Origin of the sequence: Streptomyces sp. NBC_01775, from assembly GCF_035917675.1 — a bacterium.
In the GTDB taxonomy this organism is placed as follows: domain Bacteria; phylum Actinomycetota; class Actinomycetes; order Streptomycetales; family Streptomycetaceae; genus Streptomyces.
Genome location: NZ_CP109104.1, coordinates 2,620,506 through 2,639,611 on the forward strand (window position 1 = coordinate 2,620,506; position 19,106 = coordinate 2,639,611).

At 68.9% G+C, this 19,106-nt stretch carries 15 protein-coding genes; 4 read left to right on the plus strand and 11 right to left on the minus strand.

The annotated features are described in order from the left end of the window. Nucleotides 1-64: 64 nt before the first annotated feature. Both dapA and thyX read right to left on the minus strand, forming a co-directional pair. Nucleotides 65-964: a 4-hydroxy-tetrahydrodipicolinate synthase gene (gene dapA / locus OHB04_RS11715; protein ID WP_326807421.1), complete on the minus strand. Its 900-nt coding sequence runs from the start codon at nucleotides 962-964 to the stop codon at nucleotides 65-67. Between the two features lie 232 nt (nucleotides 965-1,196). Continuing rightward, complete coding sequence (gene thyX, locus OHB04_RS11720; RefSeq protein WP_326687618.1) at nucleotides 1,197-1,934, minus strand: FAD-dependent thymidylate synthase; 738 nt, start codon at nucleotides 1,932-1,934, stop codon at nucleotides 1,197-1,199. Between the two features lie 279 nt (nucleotides 1,935-2,213). Between thyX and OHB04_RS11725 the strand changes: the two genes are divergently transcribed. Continuing rightward, complete coding sequence (locus OHB04_RS11725; protein ID WP_326687619.1) at nucleotides 2,214-2,453, plus strand: hypothetical protein; 240 nt, start codon at nucleotides 2,214-2,216, stop codon at nucleotides 2,451-2,453. 127 nt (nucleotides 2,454-2,580) lie between these two features. Continuing rightward, on the plus strand, nucleotides 2,581-3,189 hold the full coding sequence (locus tag OHB04_RS11730; RefSeq protein ID WP_326687620.1) for a PH domain-containing protein: 609 nt from the start codon (nucleotides 2,581-2,583) through the stop codon (nucleotides 3,187-3,189). Here the strand turns inward: OHB04_RS11730 and OHB04_RS11735 are convergent. The 6 genes from OHB04_RS11735 to eccD all read right to left on the minus strand — a co-directional run bounded on the left by OHB04_RS11735 (nucleotide 3,186) and on the right by eccD (nucleotide 10,283). Then, nucleotides 3,186-3,641, minus strand: coding sequence for a hypothetical protein (locus OHB04_RS11735; RefSeq protein WP_326687621.1), 456 nt, complete (start codon nucleotides 3,639-3,641; stop codon nucleotides 3,186-3,188). The genes OHB04_RS11730 and OHB04_RS11735 overlap by 4 nt on opposite strands. A gap of 14 nt (nucleotides 3,642-3,655) precedes the next feature. After that, nucleotides 3,656-4,408, minus strand: coding sequence for a 4-hydroxy-tetrahydrodipicolinate reductase (gene dapB, locus OHB04_RS11740; RefSeq protein WP_326807422.1), 753 nt, complete (start codon nucleotides 4,406-4,408; stop codon nucleotides 3,656-3,658). A gap of 55 nt (nucleotides 4,409-4,463) precedes the next feature. Further along, nucleotides 4,464-5,846: a M16 family metallopeptidase gene (locus tag OHB04_RS11745; protein WP_326687623.1), complete on the minus strand. Its 1,383-nt coding sequence runs from the start codon at nucleotides 5,844-5,846 to the stop codon at nucleotides 4,464-4,466. Beyond that, complete coding sequence (locus tag OHB04_RS11750; protein WP_326687624.1) at nucleotides 5,843-8,080, minus strand: polyribonucleotide nucleotidyltransferase; 2,238 nt, start codon at nucleotides 8,078-8,080, stop codon at nucleotides 5,843-5,845. The genes OHB04_RS11745 and OHB04_RS11750 overlap by 4 nt, the downstream gene beginning before the upstream one ends. A 291-nt stretch (nucleotides 8,081-8,371) precedes the next feature. Further along, nucleotides 8,372-8,662, minus strand: coding sequence for a 30S ribosomal protein S15 (gene rpsO, locus OHB04_RS11755; protein ID WP_326687625.1), 291 nt, complete (start codon nucleotides 8,660-8,662; stop codon nucleotides 8,372-8,374). 94 nt (nucleotides 8,663-8,756) lie between these two features. Then, entirely contained in the window at nucleotides 8,757-10,283 is a 1,527-nt protein-coding gene (eccD, locus tag OHB04_RS11760; RefSeq protein ID WP_405805795.1) for a type VII secretion integral membrane protein EccD, read from the minus strand. A gap of 307 nt (nucleotides 10,284-10,590) precedes the next feature. Here eccD and eccCa point away from each other — a divergent pair, with 307 nt between their 5' ends. Both eccCa and OHB04_RS11770 read left to right on the plus strand, forming a co-directional pair. Continuing rightward, the gene (gene eccCa / locus OHB04_RS11765) at nucleotides 10,591-14,556 is read left to right on the plus strand and encodes a type VII secretion protein EccCa (protein ID WP_326807423.1); all 3,966 of its coding nucleotides are present in this window, start codon (nucleotides 10,591-10,593) and stop codon (nucleotides 14,554-14,556) included. A 145-nt stretch (nucleotides 14,557-14,701) separates the two neighbouring features. Continuing rightward, the gene (locus OHB04_RS11770) at nucleotides 14,702-14,932 is read left to right on the plus strand and encodes a DUF397 domain-containing protein (RefSeq protein WP_326687627.1); all 231 of its coding nucleotides are present in this window, start codon (nucleotides 14,702-14,704) and stop codon (nucleotides 14,930-14,932) included. Between the two features lie 159 nt (nucleotides 14,933-15,091). Here OHB04_RS11770 and OHB04_RS11775 read toward each other — a convergent pair whose 3' ends face one another. The 3 genes from OHB04_RS11775 to OHB04_RS11785 all read right to left on the minus strand — a co-directional run bounded on the left by OHB04_RS11775 (nucleotide 15,092) and on the right by OHB04_RS11785 (nucleotide 17,136). Continuing rightward, nucleotides 15,092-15,412, minus strand: coding sequence for a WXG100 family type VII secretion target (locus OHB04_RS11775; protein WP_326687628.1), 321 nt, complete (start codon nucleotides 15,410-15,412; stop codon nucleotides 15,092-15,094). Between the two features lie 68 nt (nucleotides 15,413-15,480). Beyond that, a complete protein-coding gene (locus tag OHB04_RS11780) occupies nucleotides 15,481-15,885 on the minus strand; it encodes a WXG100 family type VII secretion target (protein ID WP_326687629.1) in 405 nt (134 codons plus the stop codon). Nucleotides 15,886-15,960: 75 nt separating this feature from the next. Further along, nucleotides 15,961-17,136: a S8 family serine peptidase gene (locus OHB04_RS11785; RefSeq protein WP_326807424.1), complete on the minus strand. Its 1,176-nt coding sequence runs from the start codon at nucleotides 17,134-17,136 to the stop codon at nucleotides 15,961-15,963. Between the last annotated feature and the right edge of the window lie 1,970 nt (nucleotides 17,137-19,106).

The window sequence follows — 19,106 nt, forward strand, 5'->3', positions numbered from 1 at the left end:
GTGCTGTTGCGTGGGGGTTGTGCACTGCCGTAGTCCGGCGGTATGCAGTTGTGAAGTCTGAGATCTACAGGTGTACCCCACCGTGCACGAGATCGTGCTTGAGCTGGTCCGTTTCCTCCGGAGACAGCTCGACCAGCGGGAGACGGAGCGGGCCTGCGGGGAGGCCGAGGTGACCGAGGGCGGCCTTGGTGGTGATCACGCCCTGGGTTCGGAACATGCCCGTGAAGACCGGCAGCAGCTTCTGGTGGATCTCGGTGGCCTTGGCGACGTCACCGCTCAGGTGCGCCTCCAGCATGGAGCGCAGCTCGGGGGTGACCAGATGGCCGACCACGGAGACGTAGCCGACGGCGCCGACCGACAGCAGCGGCAGGTTGAGCATGTCGTCGCCGCTGTACCAGGCGAGTCCGCTGGTGGCGATGGCCCAGCTCGCGCGTCCGAGGTCGCCCTTGGCGTCCTTGTTCGCGACGATGCGGGGGTGCTCGGCGAGGCGGACGATCGTCTCCGTGTTGATCGGGACTCCGCTGCGGCCGGGGATGTCGTAGAGCATCACCGGGAGGTCGGTGGAGTCCGCGATGGCGGTGAAGTGCCGGTAGAGCCCCTCTTGCGGAGGCTTGCTGTAGTAGGGCGTCACGGCGAGGAGGCCATGTGCGCCGGCCTTCTCGGCGGCGCGGGCCAGCTCCAGGCTGTGGGAGGTGTCGTTGGTGCCGGCTCCGGTCACCACGTGTGCACGGTCTCCGACTGCCTCCACGACGGTCTTGACCAGCTGCGCTTTCTCCGCGTCGGTCGTGGTCGGGGACTCTCCGGTGGTGCCGTTGACAACGAGACCGTCGTTGCCTGCGTCCACCAGATGGGCAGCGAGCCGCTGCGCGCCATCGAGGTCGAGAGCACCGTCCGCGGTGAACGGCGTGACCATCGCGGTCAGGACCCGCCCGAAGGGCGTCTGCGGTGTGGAGGTCGGAGCCATGGGGTCCACGCTACTCGCAGCGCCCCCCGCCTGGCTCGCTCGGGGCTGAGGATCGGCGTGGAAGGGCGCAAAACCGGGGGCCTCGGCACTGCCTGCTCGGGGGTTCAGGCAGTGCCGAGACCGCTTAATCACCCTAGATGAACTTATTGAAACGCCGCAATACGGACACCTGTAGTTGCGGGCAGACCGGTGACGGGGAAGGCCAAGACGCGGAGTGCGCCGGGGCGCGTCGTCAGGGCGCGACGCGGCCGTTGGCGTTGAAGGCGGCGTACGTCAGCGGCATGAGCCTGGCCCACTGCTCCTCCATCTGCTCGCCCACCATCTCGATCTCGCGCTGCGGGAAGCTGGGGACCTTGGCCTCCTCGTGCTGGGTGCGCAGCCCGAGGAAGTGCATCAGGGAGCGGGCGTTGCACGTGGCGTACATCGAGGAGTAGAGCCCCACGGGCAGGACGGCGCGCGCCACCTCGCGCGCAACCCCCGCGGCGAGCAGCTCCTGGTAGGTCTCATACGCCTGCCGGTAGGTGTCTTCCATGGCGCGGCCGGTGAGCTTGTGCTGTTCGGGTGTGCCCTCGACGAACTCGTACTTGCCGGGCCGGCCCTGCTGGACGAGCTTGCGGGACTCGTCGGGGACGTAGAAGACCGGCTGGAGCTGGCGGTAGCGGCCGGATTCCTCGTTGTAGGACCAGCCGACGCGGTGGCGGTGGAACTCGCGGAAGACGAAGAGCGGGGCGCTGATGAAGAAGGTCATCGAGTTGTGCTCGAAAGGGCTGCCGTGGCGGTCCCGCATCAGGTAGTTGATCAGACCCTTGGAGCGCTCCGGGTCCTTGTTCAGCTCCTCAAGGGACTGCTCGCCCGACGTGGAGACCCGGGCCGCCCACAGCACGTCGGTGTCGGCCGCGCTGTGCTTGATCAGTTCGACCGTCATGTCGCTGCGGAAACTCGGGGCGGGCGGGGCGGGGGTGTCGGTCACCGGCTGGTCCTTCCACGTACGTCTGCCAGGGCGGAGCCAGCCTAAAGGGAGGCACCGACAGCCCCGCACCATCGACTGGGTGGGTGGCTTTGCCCGGTATTGATGGGAGATAAGGGATTCGATGCGGAGATACGGCACCCCGGTGGCATACGTCTTTGAAGCAATTGATATTTTTCACGTGGGATCGCCGGGAGCAGGCACTCAGGTGCCGCCCCGGACGTTTGCCCCTTAACAACCCAGAAAGATCACCTTCCAGAACGATCTCAGGAGAGGCCCCTCATGTTCCGCCGCGGAGAGCCAGTGCCGTTCGCCTTCGTAGCCGAGGCCGACCGCTTCCGCAGTAATGTCACCCCGCCGGCCCGGGCCCGCCGCAGCTTCGGCGAGGTCGCCGGGAGCGCCCTGGTGGGGCTGACGATCGTCGCCGGTCTCGTGGGTTCCGTCCTGCTCGGCCTGCCCGCGCTGAGTGCGGATCACAGTGGTCCGGCGAAGGAACACCCGGCGGCTGCCGAGCGCCGCTGACCTGTGGCCTCCCCCGGGGTGGCCACCCTGGGGTGGCCCGGTCCCCCGGACCTCGCTAATCTCACGGCTCACAGCCCCTGTTGCACAGCCCCGCCGTGGGCTGTTGTGAGCGAGCGAGGATCCTGCCGTGCCCCTGCCTTTTCTGACGGCCGACCGTGAGTCGAGCGTGCTCGCGGCCCAGGCGGTTCCGCTGCCGTACGCCGACCGTGACCTGTGGCGGCGTCCCTACCGCCCCGGGCCGTGGCGCGTCGGCGGCGGTGCGCTGCTGCTCCTGCTCGCGTCCTACGTGCTCTTCTCCGCGCTGATCATCGCCTTCGCGGGGGCAGCGGTGAGCGCCGCGGCCTGCGCGGGGGCTGCGGTGATCGTGATCGTCTTCGCGCTGCGGCTGCTGAGGGCGGGCGTCTGGGTCAGCTCCCACGGACTGCGCCAGGTGGGGCTGTTCCGTACGACGACGCTGCCCTGGCGCGAGATAGCGGCCCTGCGGACCGTTCAGCGGCCCGTGAGGTGGCTGGGGATGCCCCGTACGGTGCAGGGCGAGGCGCTGTTGCTCACACCCGCCGGGAGCGCGCGCACGGGCGCCAAGGGCACGAGCGGTGGCGAAGCGGAGGCCTATCGGGTGCTGCTGACCAACCACAACGCGGACTTCCTCTCCCGCACCGCCGCGTTCGACCGGGCCGCCGACATCATAGAGAGCTGGGCCGCAGAGTCGCGGCACACGGAGGCTCGGGAGAGCTAGCGGCCTTCGGCTGGCGCCCTGTCGTGCAGAGTGATGGCGTGCTGCATGGCCTTGCGGGCGCGGGGGGTGTCGCGGGCGTCGTGATAGGCGACGGCCAGCCGGAACCAGGAGCGCCAGTCGCCCGGGTTCTCCTCCGTCTCGGCCTGGCGGCGTGCGAAGGCCGCGTCGGCCGAGGCCCTGTCGATGCGGCCCGAGGGCATGCGCTCCAGCTCGTCCGGCGGCAGCCCGCCCTCGGCCTCCAGCACCCGCGCCAGCCGTCCCGCGCGGCGTGCGAAGCGGGTGGTGTGCCACAGGAACCAGGCTCCGATGAAGGGGAGCACCAGCACCGCGGCACCGAAGGGGACGGTGATCGCGGTGCCCTGCTGAATGAGCAGCACGCCGCGGCTGCCGACCAGGACGAAGTAGACGACCAGGACGGCGGCCAGCAGAAAATAGGTGATCTTCGCGCGCACGCTGCTCAGTCCCGTCAGTCCAGGTCGAGGAAGTGCTCAAGCCCGAAGGTCAGCCCCGGCGTGGAGGGGACCTTGCGTACTCCGAGGAGCACGCCCGGCATGAAGGAGGAGCGGTGCAGCGAGTCGTGCCGGATGGTGAACGTCTCGCCCTCCTCGCCGAAGAGGACCTCCTGGTGGGCGACCAGCCCACGCAGCCGTACCGCGTGCACGGGGACGCCGTTGACGTCGGCTCCCCGGGCACCCTCCAGCGCCGTGCTGGTCGCGTCGGGCTGGTCGGGCAGGCCGGCGGCCTGCCGGGCCTCTCCGATGAGCTGGGCGGTGCGTACGGCCGTGCCGCTGGGTGCGTCGGCCTTGTTCGGATGGTGCAGCTCCACGACCTCGACCGACTCGAAGAACCGGGCCGCCTGCTGCGCGAAGCGCATGGTGAGGACGGCGCCGATGCCGAAGTTCGGGGCGATGAGGACGCCGGTGCCTGGCGAGGCGTCGAGCAGGCCGCGCAGCCGCGACAGGCGCTCCTCGGTCCATCCGGTGGTGCCGACGACGGCGTGGATGCCGTTCGCGACGCAGAACTCCAGGTTGCCCATGACCGACCCGGGGTGGGTCAGGTCGACGGCGATCTGGGCGCCGGCCTCGGTGAGGGCGTCGAGGGAGTCGTCGCGGCCGAGGGCGGCCACCAGTTCCATGTCCTCGGCCGCCTCCACGGCGAGTACGGCCTCGGAGCCCATCTTGCCCCTGGCGCCGAGAACGGCTACGCGCAGCTTGCTCATCTGTTGCTTTCCTTCGGGGGACGTGGGCCGGCCTTCGGGCGACGTGGGCCGGCGATCAGGCGACGGCTTCGTGCAGGTGTGCGGCCTGCCGGTCGGTGAGCGGGCCGATGACCGACAGCGAGGGGCGGTGGTCGAGCACCTCGCGGGCGACCTCGCGGACGTCGTCGGGGGTGACGGCGGAGATCTTCGCGAGCATCGTGTCGACGGACATCTGCTCGCCCCAGCACAGCTCGCTCTTGCCGAGGCGGTGCATCAGCGCGCCGGTGTCCTCGAGCCCGAGCACCGTCGATCCGGACAGCTGTCCGATGGCGCGGCGGACCTCGTCGTCCTTGAGCCCGGAGCGTGCGACCTGGTCCAGCTCCTCGCGGCAGATCTTGAGCACGTCCGGAACCTGCGCGGCACGGCAGCCCGCGTAGACACCGAAGAGGCCGCAGTCGGCGTAGCCGGAGGTGTAGGCGTAGGTGCTGTAGGCCAGGCCACGCTTCTCGCGGATCTCCTGGAAGAGCCGCGAGCTCATGCCGCCGCCCAGCGCCGTGCTGAGCACGGCGAGCGGCCAGCGGCGCTCGTCGTTGCGGGAGACGCCGGGCATGCCGAGCACCAGGTGTGCCTGCTCGGTGGGGCGGTCCAGCAGCTCGACACTCGCGGCTGTCCGGATGGTGCGTGTTCCCGTGCGGGGGCCGACCGGCTCCGCGCCCTCCATGCGGGCCAGCGCGCCTGCCCGGTCGAACGCTGCCCGGACCTGTCGTACCACCTTCGAGTGGTCGATGTTTCCGGCGGCGGCGACGACCAAGCGGGTCGGGTCGTAGTGCTTGCGGTAGAAGCGGGCCACGCGGTCGCGGGTCAGCGCGTTGACGGTGTCGACGGTGCCCAGGACGGGGCGGCCCAGCGGGGAGTCGCCGAACATCGTCTTGGCGAACAGGTCGTGGACGCAGTCGCCCGCGTCGTCCTCCGTCATCGCGATCTCTTCGAGGATGACGCCGCGCTCGGACTCCACCTCTTCGGGGTCGATGACGGAGCTGGTGAGCATGTCGCACACGACGTCGATGGCCAGCGGCAGATCGGCGTCGAGGACCCGCGCGTAGTAGCAGGTGAACTCCTTCGCCGTGAAGGCGTTCATCTCGCCGCCCACCGCGTCCAGCGCGCTGGAGATCTCCAGGGCGCTGCGCCGCTCGGTGCCCTTGAAGAGCAGGTGCTCCAGATAGTGGGTGGCGCCGTTGAGCGTCGGGGTCTCGTCGCGGGAGCCGACGTGTGCCCAGATGCCGAAGGTGGCGGAACGGACGGTCGGCAGGGTCTCGGTGACCACCCGCAGCCCGCCGGGGAGCACGGTCTTGCGGACGGTGCCCATTCCGTTCTCGCCCTGGAGCAGTGTCTTGGTACGGGCGACGGCCCGCCCCGCCGTGGTGGCGGGGCGGGCCGTCGTACGGGTCGTACGGGTCACTTCGCGGACTCGTCCTCGGGCTCGCCGGCCTCGGAGTCCTCGGAGCCCGCCTCGCTCTCGTCCATGACGGGGATGAGGGAGAGCTTGCCGCGCTGGTCGATCTCGGCGATCTCGACCTGGACCTTCTGGCCGACGCCGAGAACGTCCTCGACGTTCTCCACGCGCTTGCCGCCGGCGAGCTTGCGGATCTGCGAGATGTGCAGCAGACCGTCCTTGCCGGGCAGCAGGGAGACGAACGCGCCGAAGGTGGTCGTCTTCACGACCGTGCCCAGGTAGCGCTCGCCGACCTCGGGCATCGTCGGGTTGGCGATGCCGTTGATCGTGGCGCGCGCGGCCTCGGCGGCCGGGCCGTCGGCGGCACCGATGTAGATGGTGCCGTCGTCCTCGATCGTGATGTCGGCGCCGGTGTCCTCCTGGATCTGGTTGATCATCTTGCCCTTGGGGCCGATGACCTCACCGATCTTGTCCACCGGGATCTTGACGGTGATGATCCGCGGGGCGTTCGGGGACATCTCGTCCGGGACGTCGATGGCCTCGTTCATGACGTCCAGGATGTGCAGACGCGCGTCACGGGCCTGCTTCAGCGCGGCGGCCAGGACCGAGGCGGGGATGCCGTCGAGCTTGGTGTCGAGCTGGAGCGCGGTCACGAACTGCTTGGTGCCGGCGACCTTGAAGTCCATGTCACCGAAGGCGTCCTCCGCACCGAGGATGTCGGTGAGGGTGACGTAGTGGGTCTCGCCCTCGACCTCCTGGGAGATGAGACCCATGGCGATACCGGCGACGGGGGCCTTCAGCGGCACACCGGCGTTCAGCAGCGACATGGTGGAGGCGCAGACCGAGCCCATGGACGTCGAGCCGTTGGACCCGAGCGCCTCGGAGACCTGACGGATCGCGTACGGGAACTCCTCGCGCGTCGGCAGCACCGGCACGAGCGCGCGCTCGGCGAGCGCTCCGTGGCCGATCTCGCGACGCTTGGGGGAGCCGACGCGGCCGGTCTCACCGGTGGAGTAGGGCGGGAAGTTGTAGTTGTGCATGTACCGCTTGCGGGTCACCGGCGAGAGGGTGTCCAGCTGCTGCTCCATGCGGAGCATGTTCAGCGTCGTGACGCCCAGGATCTGGGTCTCGCCGCGCTCGAAGAGCGCCGAGCCGTGCACCCGCGGGATGGCCTCGACCTCGGCACCGAGCGTACGGATGTCCGTGACGCCGCGGCCGTCGATGCGCTTCTTCTCCTTGATGACGCGCTCGCGCACCAGGGTCTTGGTCAGCGAGCGGTACGCGGCGGAGATCTCCTTCTCGCGGCCCTCGAACTGCGGGATCAGCTTCTCGGCGGCCAGCGCCTTGACGCGGTCCAGCTCGCTCTCGCGCTCCTGCTTGCCCGCGATGGTGAGGGCCTGGGCCAGCTCGTCGCGGACGGCGGTGGAGAGGGCCTCGAGGACGTCGTCCTGGTAGTCCAGGAAGATCGGGAACTCGCCGGTGGCCTTGGCCGCCTTGGCGGCGAGCTCGGCCTGGGCCTTGCACAGCACCTTGATGAAGGGCTTGGCAGCGTCGATACCGGCGGCGACGACCTCCTCGGTGGGGGCCTCGACACCGCCCTTGACCAGCTCGATGGTCTTCTCGGTGGCCTCGGCCTCGACCATCATGATCGCGACGTCGCCGTCCTCCAGGACACGGCCGGCGATGACCATGTCGAAGACGGCGTCCTCCAGCTCCGTGTGGGTCGGGAACGCGACCCACTGGCCCTTGATCAGGGCGACACGGGTGCCGCCGATCGGGCCGGAGAAGGGAAGGCCCGCCAGCTGCGTGGAGCAGGAGGCGGCGTTGATGGCGACCACGTCGTAGAGGTGGTCGGGGTTGAGAGCCATGATCGTCTCGACGACCTGGATCTCGTTGCGCAGGCCCTTCTTGAAGGACGGGCGCAGGGGGCGGTCGATCAGGCGGCAGGTGAGGATCGCGTCCTCGGAGGGGCGGCCCTCGCGCCGGAAGAAGGAACCGGGGATCTTGCCGGCGGCGTACATCCGCTCCTCGACGTCCACCGTCAGGGGGAAGAAGTCGAGCTGGTCCTTGGGGTTCTTGGACGCGGTCGTGGCCGACAGCACCATGGTGTCGTCGTCCAGGTACGCCACGGCGGAGCCGGCGGCCTGCTGGGCAAGGCGGCCCGCCTCGAAGCGGATGGTCCGGGTGCCGAAAGCGCCGTTGTCGATGACGGCCTCGGCGTAGTGGGTCTCGTTCTCCACCAGGAAAATCTCCTCGTCTGTGTCCGCAGCCCGTATGGCCGCGGACCGTCTGCGGCGGAGCGCTCCCGGTGCGGGCCGGTCTTCGATCGAAGCACCCGGAAGCTTCGTGCTCTCCGGGGGCCACTACCGAGGACCGGCGTCGGGGGCGCGCTCCTGCCTTGTTCTCGATGTGCTGTGTTGCGGCTCGCTGTGACCAGACTACAAAGCATCCCTGTCACACGAGATATGGCTGTACTGCGATACGGCGAAGGGAGCGGCCCCCGGTCCGGGAACCGCTCCCTTCCGCACGTGCTAGCGGGCGCCGGCCGCGCCGCGGCGGATGCCGAGGCGCTCGACCAGGGCACGGAAGCGCTGGATGTCCTTCTTCGCGAGGTACTGAAGCAGGCGGCGGCGCTGACCGACCAGGAGCAGCAGACCACGACGCGAGTGGTGGTCGTGCTTGTGGAGCTTCAGGTGCTCGGTCAGGTCGCTGATCCGCCTGGAGAGCAGCGCCACCTGAACCTCGGGGGAGCCGGTGTCACCCTCCTTGGTGGCGAACTCGGACATGATCTGCTTCTTCGTCGCGGCGTCGAGAGACGACACTCGTACTCCTAAGGGATTCCGGCCACCGAGCGCCCCTGGTCTTTTTCACAGGGGATCCTTCACTACTCGTGAGGCCACCACAGCGTATCAGTGGCTAGCTGGTGAGACTGCGGGCGGCCGAGTAGACGTTCATCACCGCCAGGCACAGCGGGACCAGCGTGAGCAGGACGAAGGTCTCCAGGATCTCCACGAAGCGGCCCCAGAAGGGGGTCACGCCCTTGTTGGGGACGGCCAGACCGATCCCGATGATCAAGGCGGCGGCCCCGGCGAGCGCGGCGGTCAGCCACACGGTGCGCAGCGAGCCGCCCTCCGCGGGGAAGTCCCCGGCAAGGCCGACGCCGAGCAGTACGAGCGCGGCGAGACCCGCGACCAGGGAGCAGCTGACCTGCGAGGTGTAGCGGAAGAGGCGGGCGCGCAGCAGCATGGCGACGCCGGTCATCAAGGTGAGCAGCTGGCCCCAGCCGGAGCCGGAGAAGCTGAGCGCGGCGCAGGAGACGGTGACCACCGCCGCGCAGCCGCCGACGAGGCCGACGAGCATCTCGTGGCCGCGCCTGGCCTGCGCCGCGATGCGCTCGGCGTCGATCGCGCCCTGGGTCTCGGGGGCCGCGTCGGGGTCGGTGTCGTAGTCGCTCGTCGCGCTGCGCGTCGTCTCGAAGCCGATGGGCAGCCGCGCGAAGCGGGTGGACAGGCCCGGCAGGAAGGCGAGGATGCCGACGGCGAGCGGGGCGCAGATGGAGGCGGTCTCGACGGGGCGGATGTCGGTCACGATCGAGATGAAGGTGACCAGCGTGCCGATGGTCGAGGTGAAGGCGGCGGCGACGAAGGGGCCGTCGCCGTTGGGAGTGAGGGCGATCAGGATCGAGGAGATCAGCAGCACGGCCACACAGCCGAGCAGGAACTGGAGCCTGCCGATGCCCTGCCCGTCCTCCAGGGGCAGCAGGCCGCTGCCGGCGACCATGATGTGCGGCAGGGCGCCGAGGCCGAGCGCGATGGTGGTGGGCCGGTCGTCGTAGACGCGGGCGCGCACGGCGGACAGCGCGGTCAGCAGCACGCCGGTGACGGCGGCCAGGATGCCCGACAGGCCGTGCATGTCGTGCCCGGCCGGGTCGGAGAACCACAGCACCACCGCCATGAGGGCCAGCAGCGCTCCCCCGCCGATGAGGCCGGCGGCGCGCATCATGCTGTCGCCCCACAGCTTGCGATCCCGGGTGACGGCGGAGGCCACGGCGTCGGAGACGTCGTCGAAGACGGCGGGCGGCAGGGACTCGGCGAACGGGCGGAGGCTGAGCACCTCGCCGTCGAGGATCCGCTGGGCCACGAAGGAGCGGGAGCTGTCCAGGACGGTGCCGTCGCGGCGCACCAGGTGATAGCCGACCGGGGCTCCCTCGGCGGGGCTCTGTCCCGACAGCCGGAGGATCTCCGGGTAGATGTCGGCGACCGGGATGTCCTCGGGCAGGGCGACGTCGATGCGGCTGTCGGGCGCGACGATGGTCACCCGGCAGAATCCGGTGTCCAGGGCGGCTCCGGCCGCCGGGCGCGGCGCTCCGGCCGCTCCCGAGGCTCCTCCGGCACCCGGTCCACTGCCGGGTCCTGTGGCCGCGGCGGAAGCCGTCGTACTCACCTGTGTGTCCCCCTCGGAAGCCTGCTGTTGAACGCCTGCTCGTGCTGCTGCCGAACGCCTGCCCGGGCTCGGTCTGCTCCGTTTGGCCTGCCGGCTCCGCTCGGGCCCGGGTCGGCGGCGGCGTGCGGCGGCGGGCCCGCCAGGGCCGATCCCGGACGTCCGCGGCGGTCACGCCGACAGCGCGCGCCACCCTACCGCTCCCCGTCAACTCGACGTGCCACTAGGATCGCCCCCCGCGGAGGGGGACCGTCGCCACGGGGGCGCCGGCATCGAACTGTCCCTTCCGCGCGAGGGAATTGGTGCGCGAGTGACCCAGATTGTCGTCAAGCGTCCGCCACGGGCGTTGCCACCCGAAGTGCCCGATGAGGAACTTCGGGTGGAGCCACCGCCCGAGCTGCCCCGGGGCCAGCAGGAGGGCATGCTGATGCAGATCCTGCCCATGCTCGGCATGGGCGGCTCCAGCATGTTCTTCTTCATGCCCGGCATGAACACCCATCCGATGATGCGGATCATGGGCGTCCTGATGCTGGCGTCCACGGTCGGCATGGTCGTCGCCATGGCCGTGCGGTTCCGCAAAGGCACCCAGGGCGACCTGGCGCAGACGCGCCGCGACTACCTCAAATATCTGGCCCAGACCCGCCGTACGGTGCGTAAGACGGCGCTCAAGCAGCGGGACGGCCAGTTCTATCTGCACCCCGCTCCCGACCAGCTGTGGTCGCTGGTGGCCGAGGGCAGCAGGGTGTGGGAGCGGCGCTCCACGGACGAGGACTTCGGGCAGGTCCGCGTCGGGCTGGGCACCCAGCAGCTGGCCACTCCGCTGGTCGCGCCGGACACCGCCCCCGTGGACGAGCTGGAGCCGCTGACGGCCGGCGCGATGCACCAGTTCCTCAACACCCATGGCACCCTCGACGGGCTGCCCATGGCCGTCTCGCTGCGGGCCTTTTACCACGTGACCGTCAGCGGGGAGCCCGAGTCGGTCTACGCCTCGGCGCGGTCCATGCTGTGCTCCCTCGCGGCCATGCACTCCCCCGAGGACCTGGTGATCGCGGTCGCCGCGGGCCGGGAGACGTACGGGGCCTGGGACTGGGCCAAGTGGCTGCCGCACGCCCAGGCCAGGGACCTCGCGGACGGCGCGGGCACCCGGCGGCTGATCGTGAACGACATGATCGAGCTGGAGGACCTGCTCCACACCCGGCTGGAGGGGCGGCCCCGCTTCAACCCGGCCGCCGACCCGTTGGTGGAGCAGCCGCACATCGTCATCGTGCTGGACGGCACGGTAGTGCCGCCCAGCTCCGTGCTGGCGGCGCCCGAAGGGCTTCAGGGCGTCACCGTGGTGGAGATCGTGCCCGGCGACATCGACGGTTCGCGCGGCGGGCTCTCGGTGCTCGTCCGGCCCCGTGCCCTCCAGCTGGAGTCGGGCCAGGGCCTGGTCTACGACGGGGCGCCGGACGCGCTCTCGTACCCCGCGGCCGAGGCGGTGGCCAGGCAGCTGGCACCGCTGCGGGTGGGGACGGGCGGGGACGACGAGCCCCTGCTGGCGAAGCTGGAGTTCACCGACCTGCTCAACCTGGGCGACGCCGCCTCGGTGGATGTGAGCCGCACCTGGCGGCCCCGCTCGCAGGCCGAGCGGCTGCGGGTGCCCATCGGTGTGGGCGAGGACGGCCAGCCGGTCATGCTGGACCTCAAAGAGGCCGCGCAGGACGGCATGGGCCCGCACGGGCTGTGCGTGGGAGCCACCGGCTCCGGCAAGTCCGAACTGCTGCGGACGCTGGTGCTGGGCCTGGCCGTGACCCACTCCTCGGAGACCTTGAACTTCGTCCTCGCCGACTTCAAGGGCGGTGCGACGTTCGCGGGTATGGCACAGATGCCGCACGTCGCGGCTGTGATCACCAACCTGGCGGACGACCTGACGCTCGTCGACCGCATGGGCGACTCGATCCGGGGCGAGCTGAACCGGCGCCAGGAGATGCTGCGCGACGCGGGCAACTACGCGAACATCCACGACTACGAGAAGGCCCGTGCCGCGGGTGCGCCGCTCTCACCGATCCCCTCACTCGTTCTGGTGATCGACGAGTTCAGCGAACTGCTCACCGCCAAGCCGGACTTCATCGATATGTTCATCCAGATCGGACGTATCGGACGTTCGCTGGGTGTCCATCTGCTGCTGGCCTCGCAGCGACTGGAGGAGGGCAGGCTGCGCGGCCTGGAGACCTACCTGTCCTACCGCGTGGGTCTGCGCACCTTCTCCGCCGCCGAGTCGCGCGCCGCGCTCGGTGTGCCGGACGCCTACCACCTGCCGTCGGTGCCGGGCTCGGGCTACCTGAAGTTCGGCACCGACGAGATGACCCGCTTCAAGGCGGCCTACGTCTCCGGCGTCCACCGCGCGGGCGACGGCGGAGAGCTGTCCTCGGGCCCGAGGTCCTCGAACCGCAAACCGGTCCTGTTCACCGCGGCGCCCGTGGCCGTGCAGCAGCCGGACCCGGACTCGACAGCACCCGTACCCGCACAGACCGCCGGGGAGGACGACGCGTTCGCCGACACGGTGCTGGACGTGGTCGTACGGCGCCTGGAGGGCCAGGGCACGCCCGCCCACCAGGTGTGGCTGCCGCCGCTGGACCACGCCTCGCCGCTGGATGAGCTGCTGCCGGGGCTGGCACCTGTGGAAGGCCGCGGCCTGACCGTTCCGGACTACCCGAAGCTGGGGCAGCTCGTGGTGCCCGTCGGGCTGGTCGACAAGCCGTTCGAGCAGCGCCGGGACCCGCTCTACCTCGACTTCTCCGGCGCCGCGGGCCACATGCTGGTCGTCGGCGGACCGCAGTCCGGCAAGTCCACACTGCTGCGCACCCTGGTCGCCTCGTTCGCGCTCACTCACACCCCGTCCGAAGTGCAGTTCTACGGGCTCGACTTCGGCGGCGGCGGCATGTCCTCGATCGGCGAACTGCCGCACGTCGGCGGCACCGCCTCCCGCCTCGACCCCGAGCGGGTACGGCGCACCATCGCCGAGGTCTACGGCATCCTCAACCGGCGCGAGGAGTACTTCCGGGCCAACAACATCGACTCCATCGCCACCTACCGCAGGCGCCGCTCACGCGGCCAGATCACAGACCAGCCCTGGGGCGACGTCTTCCTGCTGATCGACGGCTGGGGCAACTTCCGCAACGAGTACGAGGCCCTGGACGGCTTCATCCACGACATCGCGGGCCGCGGCCTCGGCTACGGCATCCACCTCGTCGTCACGGCCTCCCGCAACATGGAGGTGCGCGCCTCGCTCAAGGACCAGCTGGCGAACCGGCTGGAGCTGCGGCTCGGCGACACCATGGACTCCGAGTTCGACCGCAAGGTCGCCGCGAACGTGCCCCCCGGCGTGCCCGGGCGCGGCCAGACCCCGCAGAGGCTGCACTTCATGGGCGCCGTGCCGCGCATCGACGGCACCGGCTCCGACGACGAAATCTCCGACGCGACGGCCGCCATGTGCGAGACCGTCAAGTCCCACTGGCAGGGCCAGCCGGCACCCGGCGTACGGCTGCTGCCGCGCGAACTGGACGCCGGACGGCTGCCGCGCGGCGGGGACCACCCCGGGCGGGGCCTGGCGTTCGCCATCGACGAGAACGAACTGGAGCCGGTCTTCGTCGACTTCGAGACCGACCCGTTCTTCCTCATCTTCGGCGAGAGCGAGTCCGGCAAGACCGCCTTGCTGCGGCTGCTCGCCCAGCGGATCACGGAGCGCTACAGCGGCGACGAGGCGAAGATCGTCGTCGGTGACTACCGGCGCTCGCTCCTCAGTGTGATCCCGGACTCGCACCTGCTCGAGTACGCGCCCATGTCCAACGCCATGGAAACCCACATGAACGCCCTGCGCGACCTCATGGAACGGCGCGCTCCGGCGCCGGACGTCACGCCGCAGCAGCTGCGTGACCGCAGCTGGTGGAGCGGCCCGAAGATCTTCATCATCGTCGACGACTACGACCTGGTCGCCACCTCCAGCGGCAACCCGCTGGCCGTGCTGACCGAGAGCCTGCCCTTCGCCCGCGACGTGGGCGTGCGCTTCATCATCGCGCGCAGCTCGGCGGGGGCGTCCCGGTCGATGTTCGAAACCTTCATCACCCGGATCAAGGAGCTGGGGGCACAGGGCGTCATCCTGTCCGGCGACCCCTCGGAGGGCGACATCCTCGGCAATGTACGGCCGCGGCCGATGCCGCCGGGACGGGGCTTCTTCGTCTCCCGGAAGCGGGGGACGCCGATGGTGCAGATCGGCTGGTCACCGGAGCAGTGACGGCCTGACAGCCTGGCGGCCCGCGGCGGCCGGTCCGATTCGATTGGACCGGCCGCCGCGGTGCTGGAATCATTTCGGACGACCAGGGGGCCCACGCGGCCATTCGAGCAACGGCCCCGAACAGCTTGGGGAGGAGCATCCGCTGATGGGCACTCAGCAGGAGAAGGAAGAGCTGTACGCGATGGACATCTCCGACGTGGAGTGGGAGAGCGCGCCGGGAAGCCCCGAGGACGAGCGCGTGGAAATCGCCCACCTCCCCGGCGGCGGCGTCGCGATGCGGAATTCCAAGGACCCCGACACGGTGCTCCGCTACACCGCGGCGGAGTGGGAGGCATTCGTCCTGGGGGCGCGGGACGGGGAGTTCGACATCATGTGAGTCGGTGACTCTTGAGAGAGCTGCACGGCTGAAAGAGCCGCACGGCTGCCCGACAGAGCTGTACGACAGAGCTGTACGGCTGTGAAAGCATCACGGCTGAAGGCAGAAGAGGGCGGCAGGAGCTTTCGCTCCTGCCGCCCTCTTCTCAGCTGATTGCGACTACCAGGCGAGGTCGTCGAAGAAGCTGGCCGCCTTTTTGTCGGTGGCGTGGTACTGGTCCTTGCCGTTGCGGACCGTCGTCTCCATCCGGGTGAGCGTGCTGGTAAGGCTGTTCACACGCTGGTCCCACTTGCGCTTGATGATGTTGAACGCCTGCCGGGCGTCGCCCTCCCAGGCGTCGTCGACCTTCGTCACCGCGCCCCACAGCGCGTCGAGCTGGCGCTCCAGCAGCTCGCGGCGCACCTTGATGTCGCCCGCGATCTGCTCAACGGTCCCGTAGTGGACCTCCATCACCATGTCGCCGCCGGAGTTGGCTGCCATCGTGACTCCCTTCCAAAAAAGATGTGTGGGTGGGGTACGTCACCGCCTGGAGCGGTGACGGTGGCTGCTCAGATTCCGTGCAGCTTGCTCATGCCGCCGATGCCGCCGCCGGGAACCGACTGGGGGCCGCCCGGGCCGCCCCCGGCGGGCTGGTCGCCCTGCTGGAGGTCGTTCATGTCGATCTTCTTGAACTCGTCCAGGATCGAGTCGTCGTTCCCGGAGCCCACCTTCTGGGTCTGGTCGACGGCGTTGTAAATACCCATGAGCATGTTGCGCAGCGCGCGGTGGTCCTCATTGATCGTCATCTGCGCGGTGCGGAAGGCGCCACCACCGGCACCCTTCCAGCCGGCCTCAGCCGTGGCGATGAGCTGGGAGAGCATCCGGAGATTGGTCTCCAGATTGCCACCGATCTCGTCGAGGGTCCCCTTGAACGTGACGACTTCGCCGTGGCTTAGCTTCTGCTTACCTGGCATGAACTACATCCTCCGTTTCGCTGCGTTCCGCTCTGCGGACAGCTCGCGCTGCCTGTGACGCCCTGTGCGCCGCGTCTAGTTCCGCCTGAGGCGTACGACGGCGAAGCCGCACCCCGCGAGGATGAGAACCCCCGCCCCCACCCCGAGGATGGGAAGAAGCTGACTACTGTCCCCGTCTTCCGACTTCGAGTCTGCCACCTTCACCTTGTCAGGAGCATCATCTTTGGTGGAACCATTTTTGTCGGAATCCTTACCCCCAGGTGATTTCGGGCCCGGGGCCGAGCTTCCGGTCTTCTTCCCGGTGAGCGGGCTGATGTCCGGGTCACCCGGCTTACCCTTTCCCTCCAGAAGGTTCATACGGGGACGGATCGCGCCGTTCCCGATGTACTTGCTGACGGTGTCCTTCTTCCCGTCCTTCCGACCTGCCGTGTCGATCAGAACGCGCAGCACCTGATTGGCCGTCCATGTCGGGTGCTTGGCCCAGACGAGGGCGGCTGCGCCGGAGGCGATGGCGGAGGAGGCGCTGGTGCCCTCGATATTGGGGCAGTACTGCTCGCGCTTTCCATCACACCACCCGGGCATCTCCTGGCCGGGAGCAGCGAAGGTCGTAGCCCTTCCGGATGAAGAGAATTTCGAGACCTTCAGATTCTTACCGTAGGACGCGATTGCTGCGACGTTGGGGTGAGAGGCGGGATATCCGAGGCCGTCGGTATTACCCGACTGACCATCATTCCCCATGGCCGCGATCAGCAACTTCCCCTTGCTGACAGCGTAATCGAGAGCCCTTTTGGTCGGACCATCGGTCGATGTACCCCAGGACATGTTGATAATCTTGGCATCGCTGTCCGCCGCAGCTCTGATGGCTTCAGCGTGACGATTCAAGTTCTTATCGATCCCTTTGATACCCCGCAACGTGGTTCGGATAGGCAAGATTTTCGCATCGGGCGCCACACCTTTAACTGTTCCGCCTCTACCGGTCCCCGCGATCAATTCCGCCATCGTGGTTCCGTGACCCACGTCATCCTTGTTCTCGTCGCCGGGAGCACCCGAAATATCCTTTCCCGGGAGAACCTGGCCGCGAAGGGATTGGGTCGACGAGTCAACGCCGCCGTCAACCACGGCGACCTTGACCCCCTTCCCTGTACTTACCTTCCAGATCTTCTTGATCTGCATCCCGTCCAGATACCACTGCTGGGACTGAACGTCCTCGGCGACGGCAGTGGGGGCCAATCCTCCCTGTAGGGCGGCCATTGCTCCCACCGCCGCTACAACGGACACCACCCGGCGGCGGGCTGTACCTGCGGCCCACCGCCGTGATCGGACACTTCCTGCCGTCATCTCCGCACTCACCCTGGGTTACTCGACTACTGGCGGGACACTGTTGCGCTGCCCCGTCGACCCTGTTCCTTCGTTTTCGGTCAGATAGTTCGGACGACGGGGTTCATTGCCAGTACGCTCCACGGATTCCCGATTTCCGGTCGCCGGGGCCGTGTCTTCGCCTTGGCCGTCGTTCCGGACCAGGCCAGCTCCGCCTGAGGTGAACTCGCGTGACCCGCGGCCCTGTTCTGGTGTACCGGACCGGGGTTCGCCGACGATGCCGCCGGGGGTCGAAGCGATCCTTCGTCCTGGCCCGTCGGTGTCCTTGTCTTTCCGCTTACCCCGGCCCTTGCCGCCCATAGGCGTCATACCCAGGGGTCCGCGGCCGGTTCGAGATCCCTCATTACCGACCACTTTCCCGCGGGGAATCGCGGAGGAACCACCCGGAGTGGTTCGTCCAGGTGTGCCGCCGACGATCCCAGGACGCATCGCGCGGGGCCCCGTACCCCCGTTCGCCGGGCTCCGGCCGGTCGATCCACCAGGATTCGTCATGCCCGGATGCATCATTCCGGGACGACCCAAGCCCCGCGGGCTGGCTGGAGGAGTACCGGTCGGCTTGCCGGTGGGGCCCGTGATGGGGCCTGGCCTCCCTGGACCCGGCATCCCTGGTCGCCCTGTGGGGCCTGGCACGCTGGGGCCCGTCCGACCGGGCGTGACAGGCGGCATGGACTTGCCCATGCCAGGCTTCCCGAGTGACGGAGGCATCGTTTTCGGTGGGGGAGAACCACCCACAGGAGGGATGACGGGAGGCGGCTGCCACCCGCTTTGCGCCACGGGAGGCGGAGCGGTGGGCGGTGAGGTGACCGGCGGTCCGCCTCCGGTGGGCGGGTTCAGGGTAGGCGTGTGCGGAGTGCTGTCGAGTCCCGTGGAGATGTCTCCGTCCGACTGTGCGGAGGGTACGAAGCCATGGCCCCGGGGGGTCACAGAACCGCCGTCACCACCGCTGAACGGGGCTCCGTCTGGATTCGCCTGCCCGTGGGGCCCCTGGAAGCTCGCACTGTCGTGAGAGCCAGGGCCGAAACCACCCGGGCCTCCCGTGTCTGGAGCTCCCCTCCCAGTCCAACCGTCACCCGGAGGAGGCGGCGGCACGCCAACATCCGGCAACGGCCGGAACGTCGGCTTCTGGGTCTCAGCCCGGTCCATGGCCTGCTGCGAGACCGAGTAGTACGAGCTGAGCTTGTTCATCTCCTCAATGGCCGCCGAGCGGTCCTTCTCGTACTTGAAGTCCTTGTTTCCCTCTACCTGGGCAGGCGAGGGAATGTCCTTGAGGCTGTGCCCTTTGCCGCCCTTGGCACCGTCCATGAGCAGCGAGGATTTAGGCGGTTCGCTCTGCAGGGTCGTCATCGTCTTCTTCACGCCGGTCAGTCCGGTACTCAGAATGGTGAGTTCGGTACTGATCGCCTCGAAGAAGCCACCCATCTTCTGGGTGTCTTTACCCAGCTGCTCCGTCCAGTCCCCGACGGCCACGGCTGCCTTGCCGTCCCAGTCGACACGGCCGGCTTCCCGCTGTAGCCAGGAGCCGGCCTTCTTGATGGCCGTCGACGCTTCGTACAGCGCTGCGCCCACATCCTCCAGGTCGGACGGCTTCGCGCCTTCCACCAGATCTTTCATCTCGGCGAGGCTGTGGTCCTCGAAGCTCGTGCGGTGCTTGGCCGGCAACAGCGGCATGTGCTCCGGCGCCAGCACGAGCGGCGGCCCGGTCTTCCCGTACTGCTTCTCCTGCAAGAACCTTTGGAACATCTCCGGGGCGACGTTGGGGTTTTCCGTGTCCCCACCGCCCCCACCGGGCTGCCTCTCAACCCCGTTCGTCCCGCCCACGAACTGCCTCCCTCTGAACGTCAACG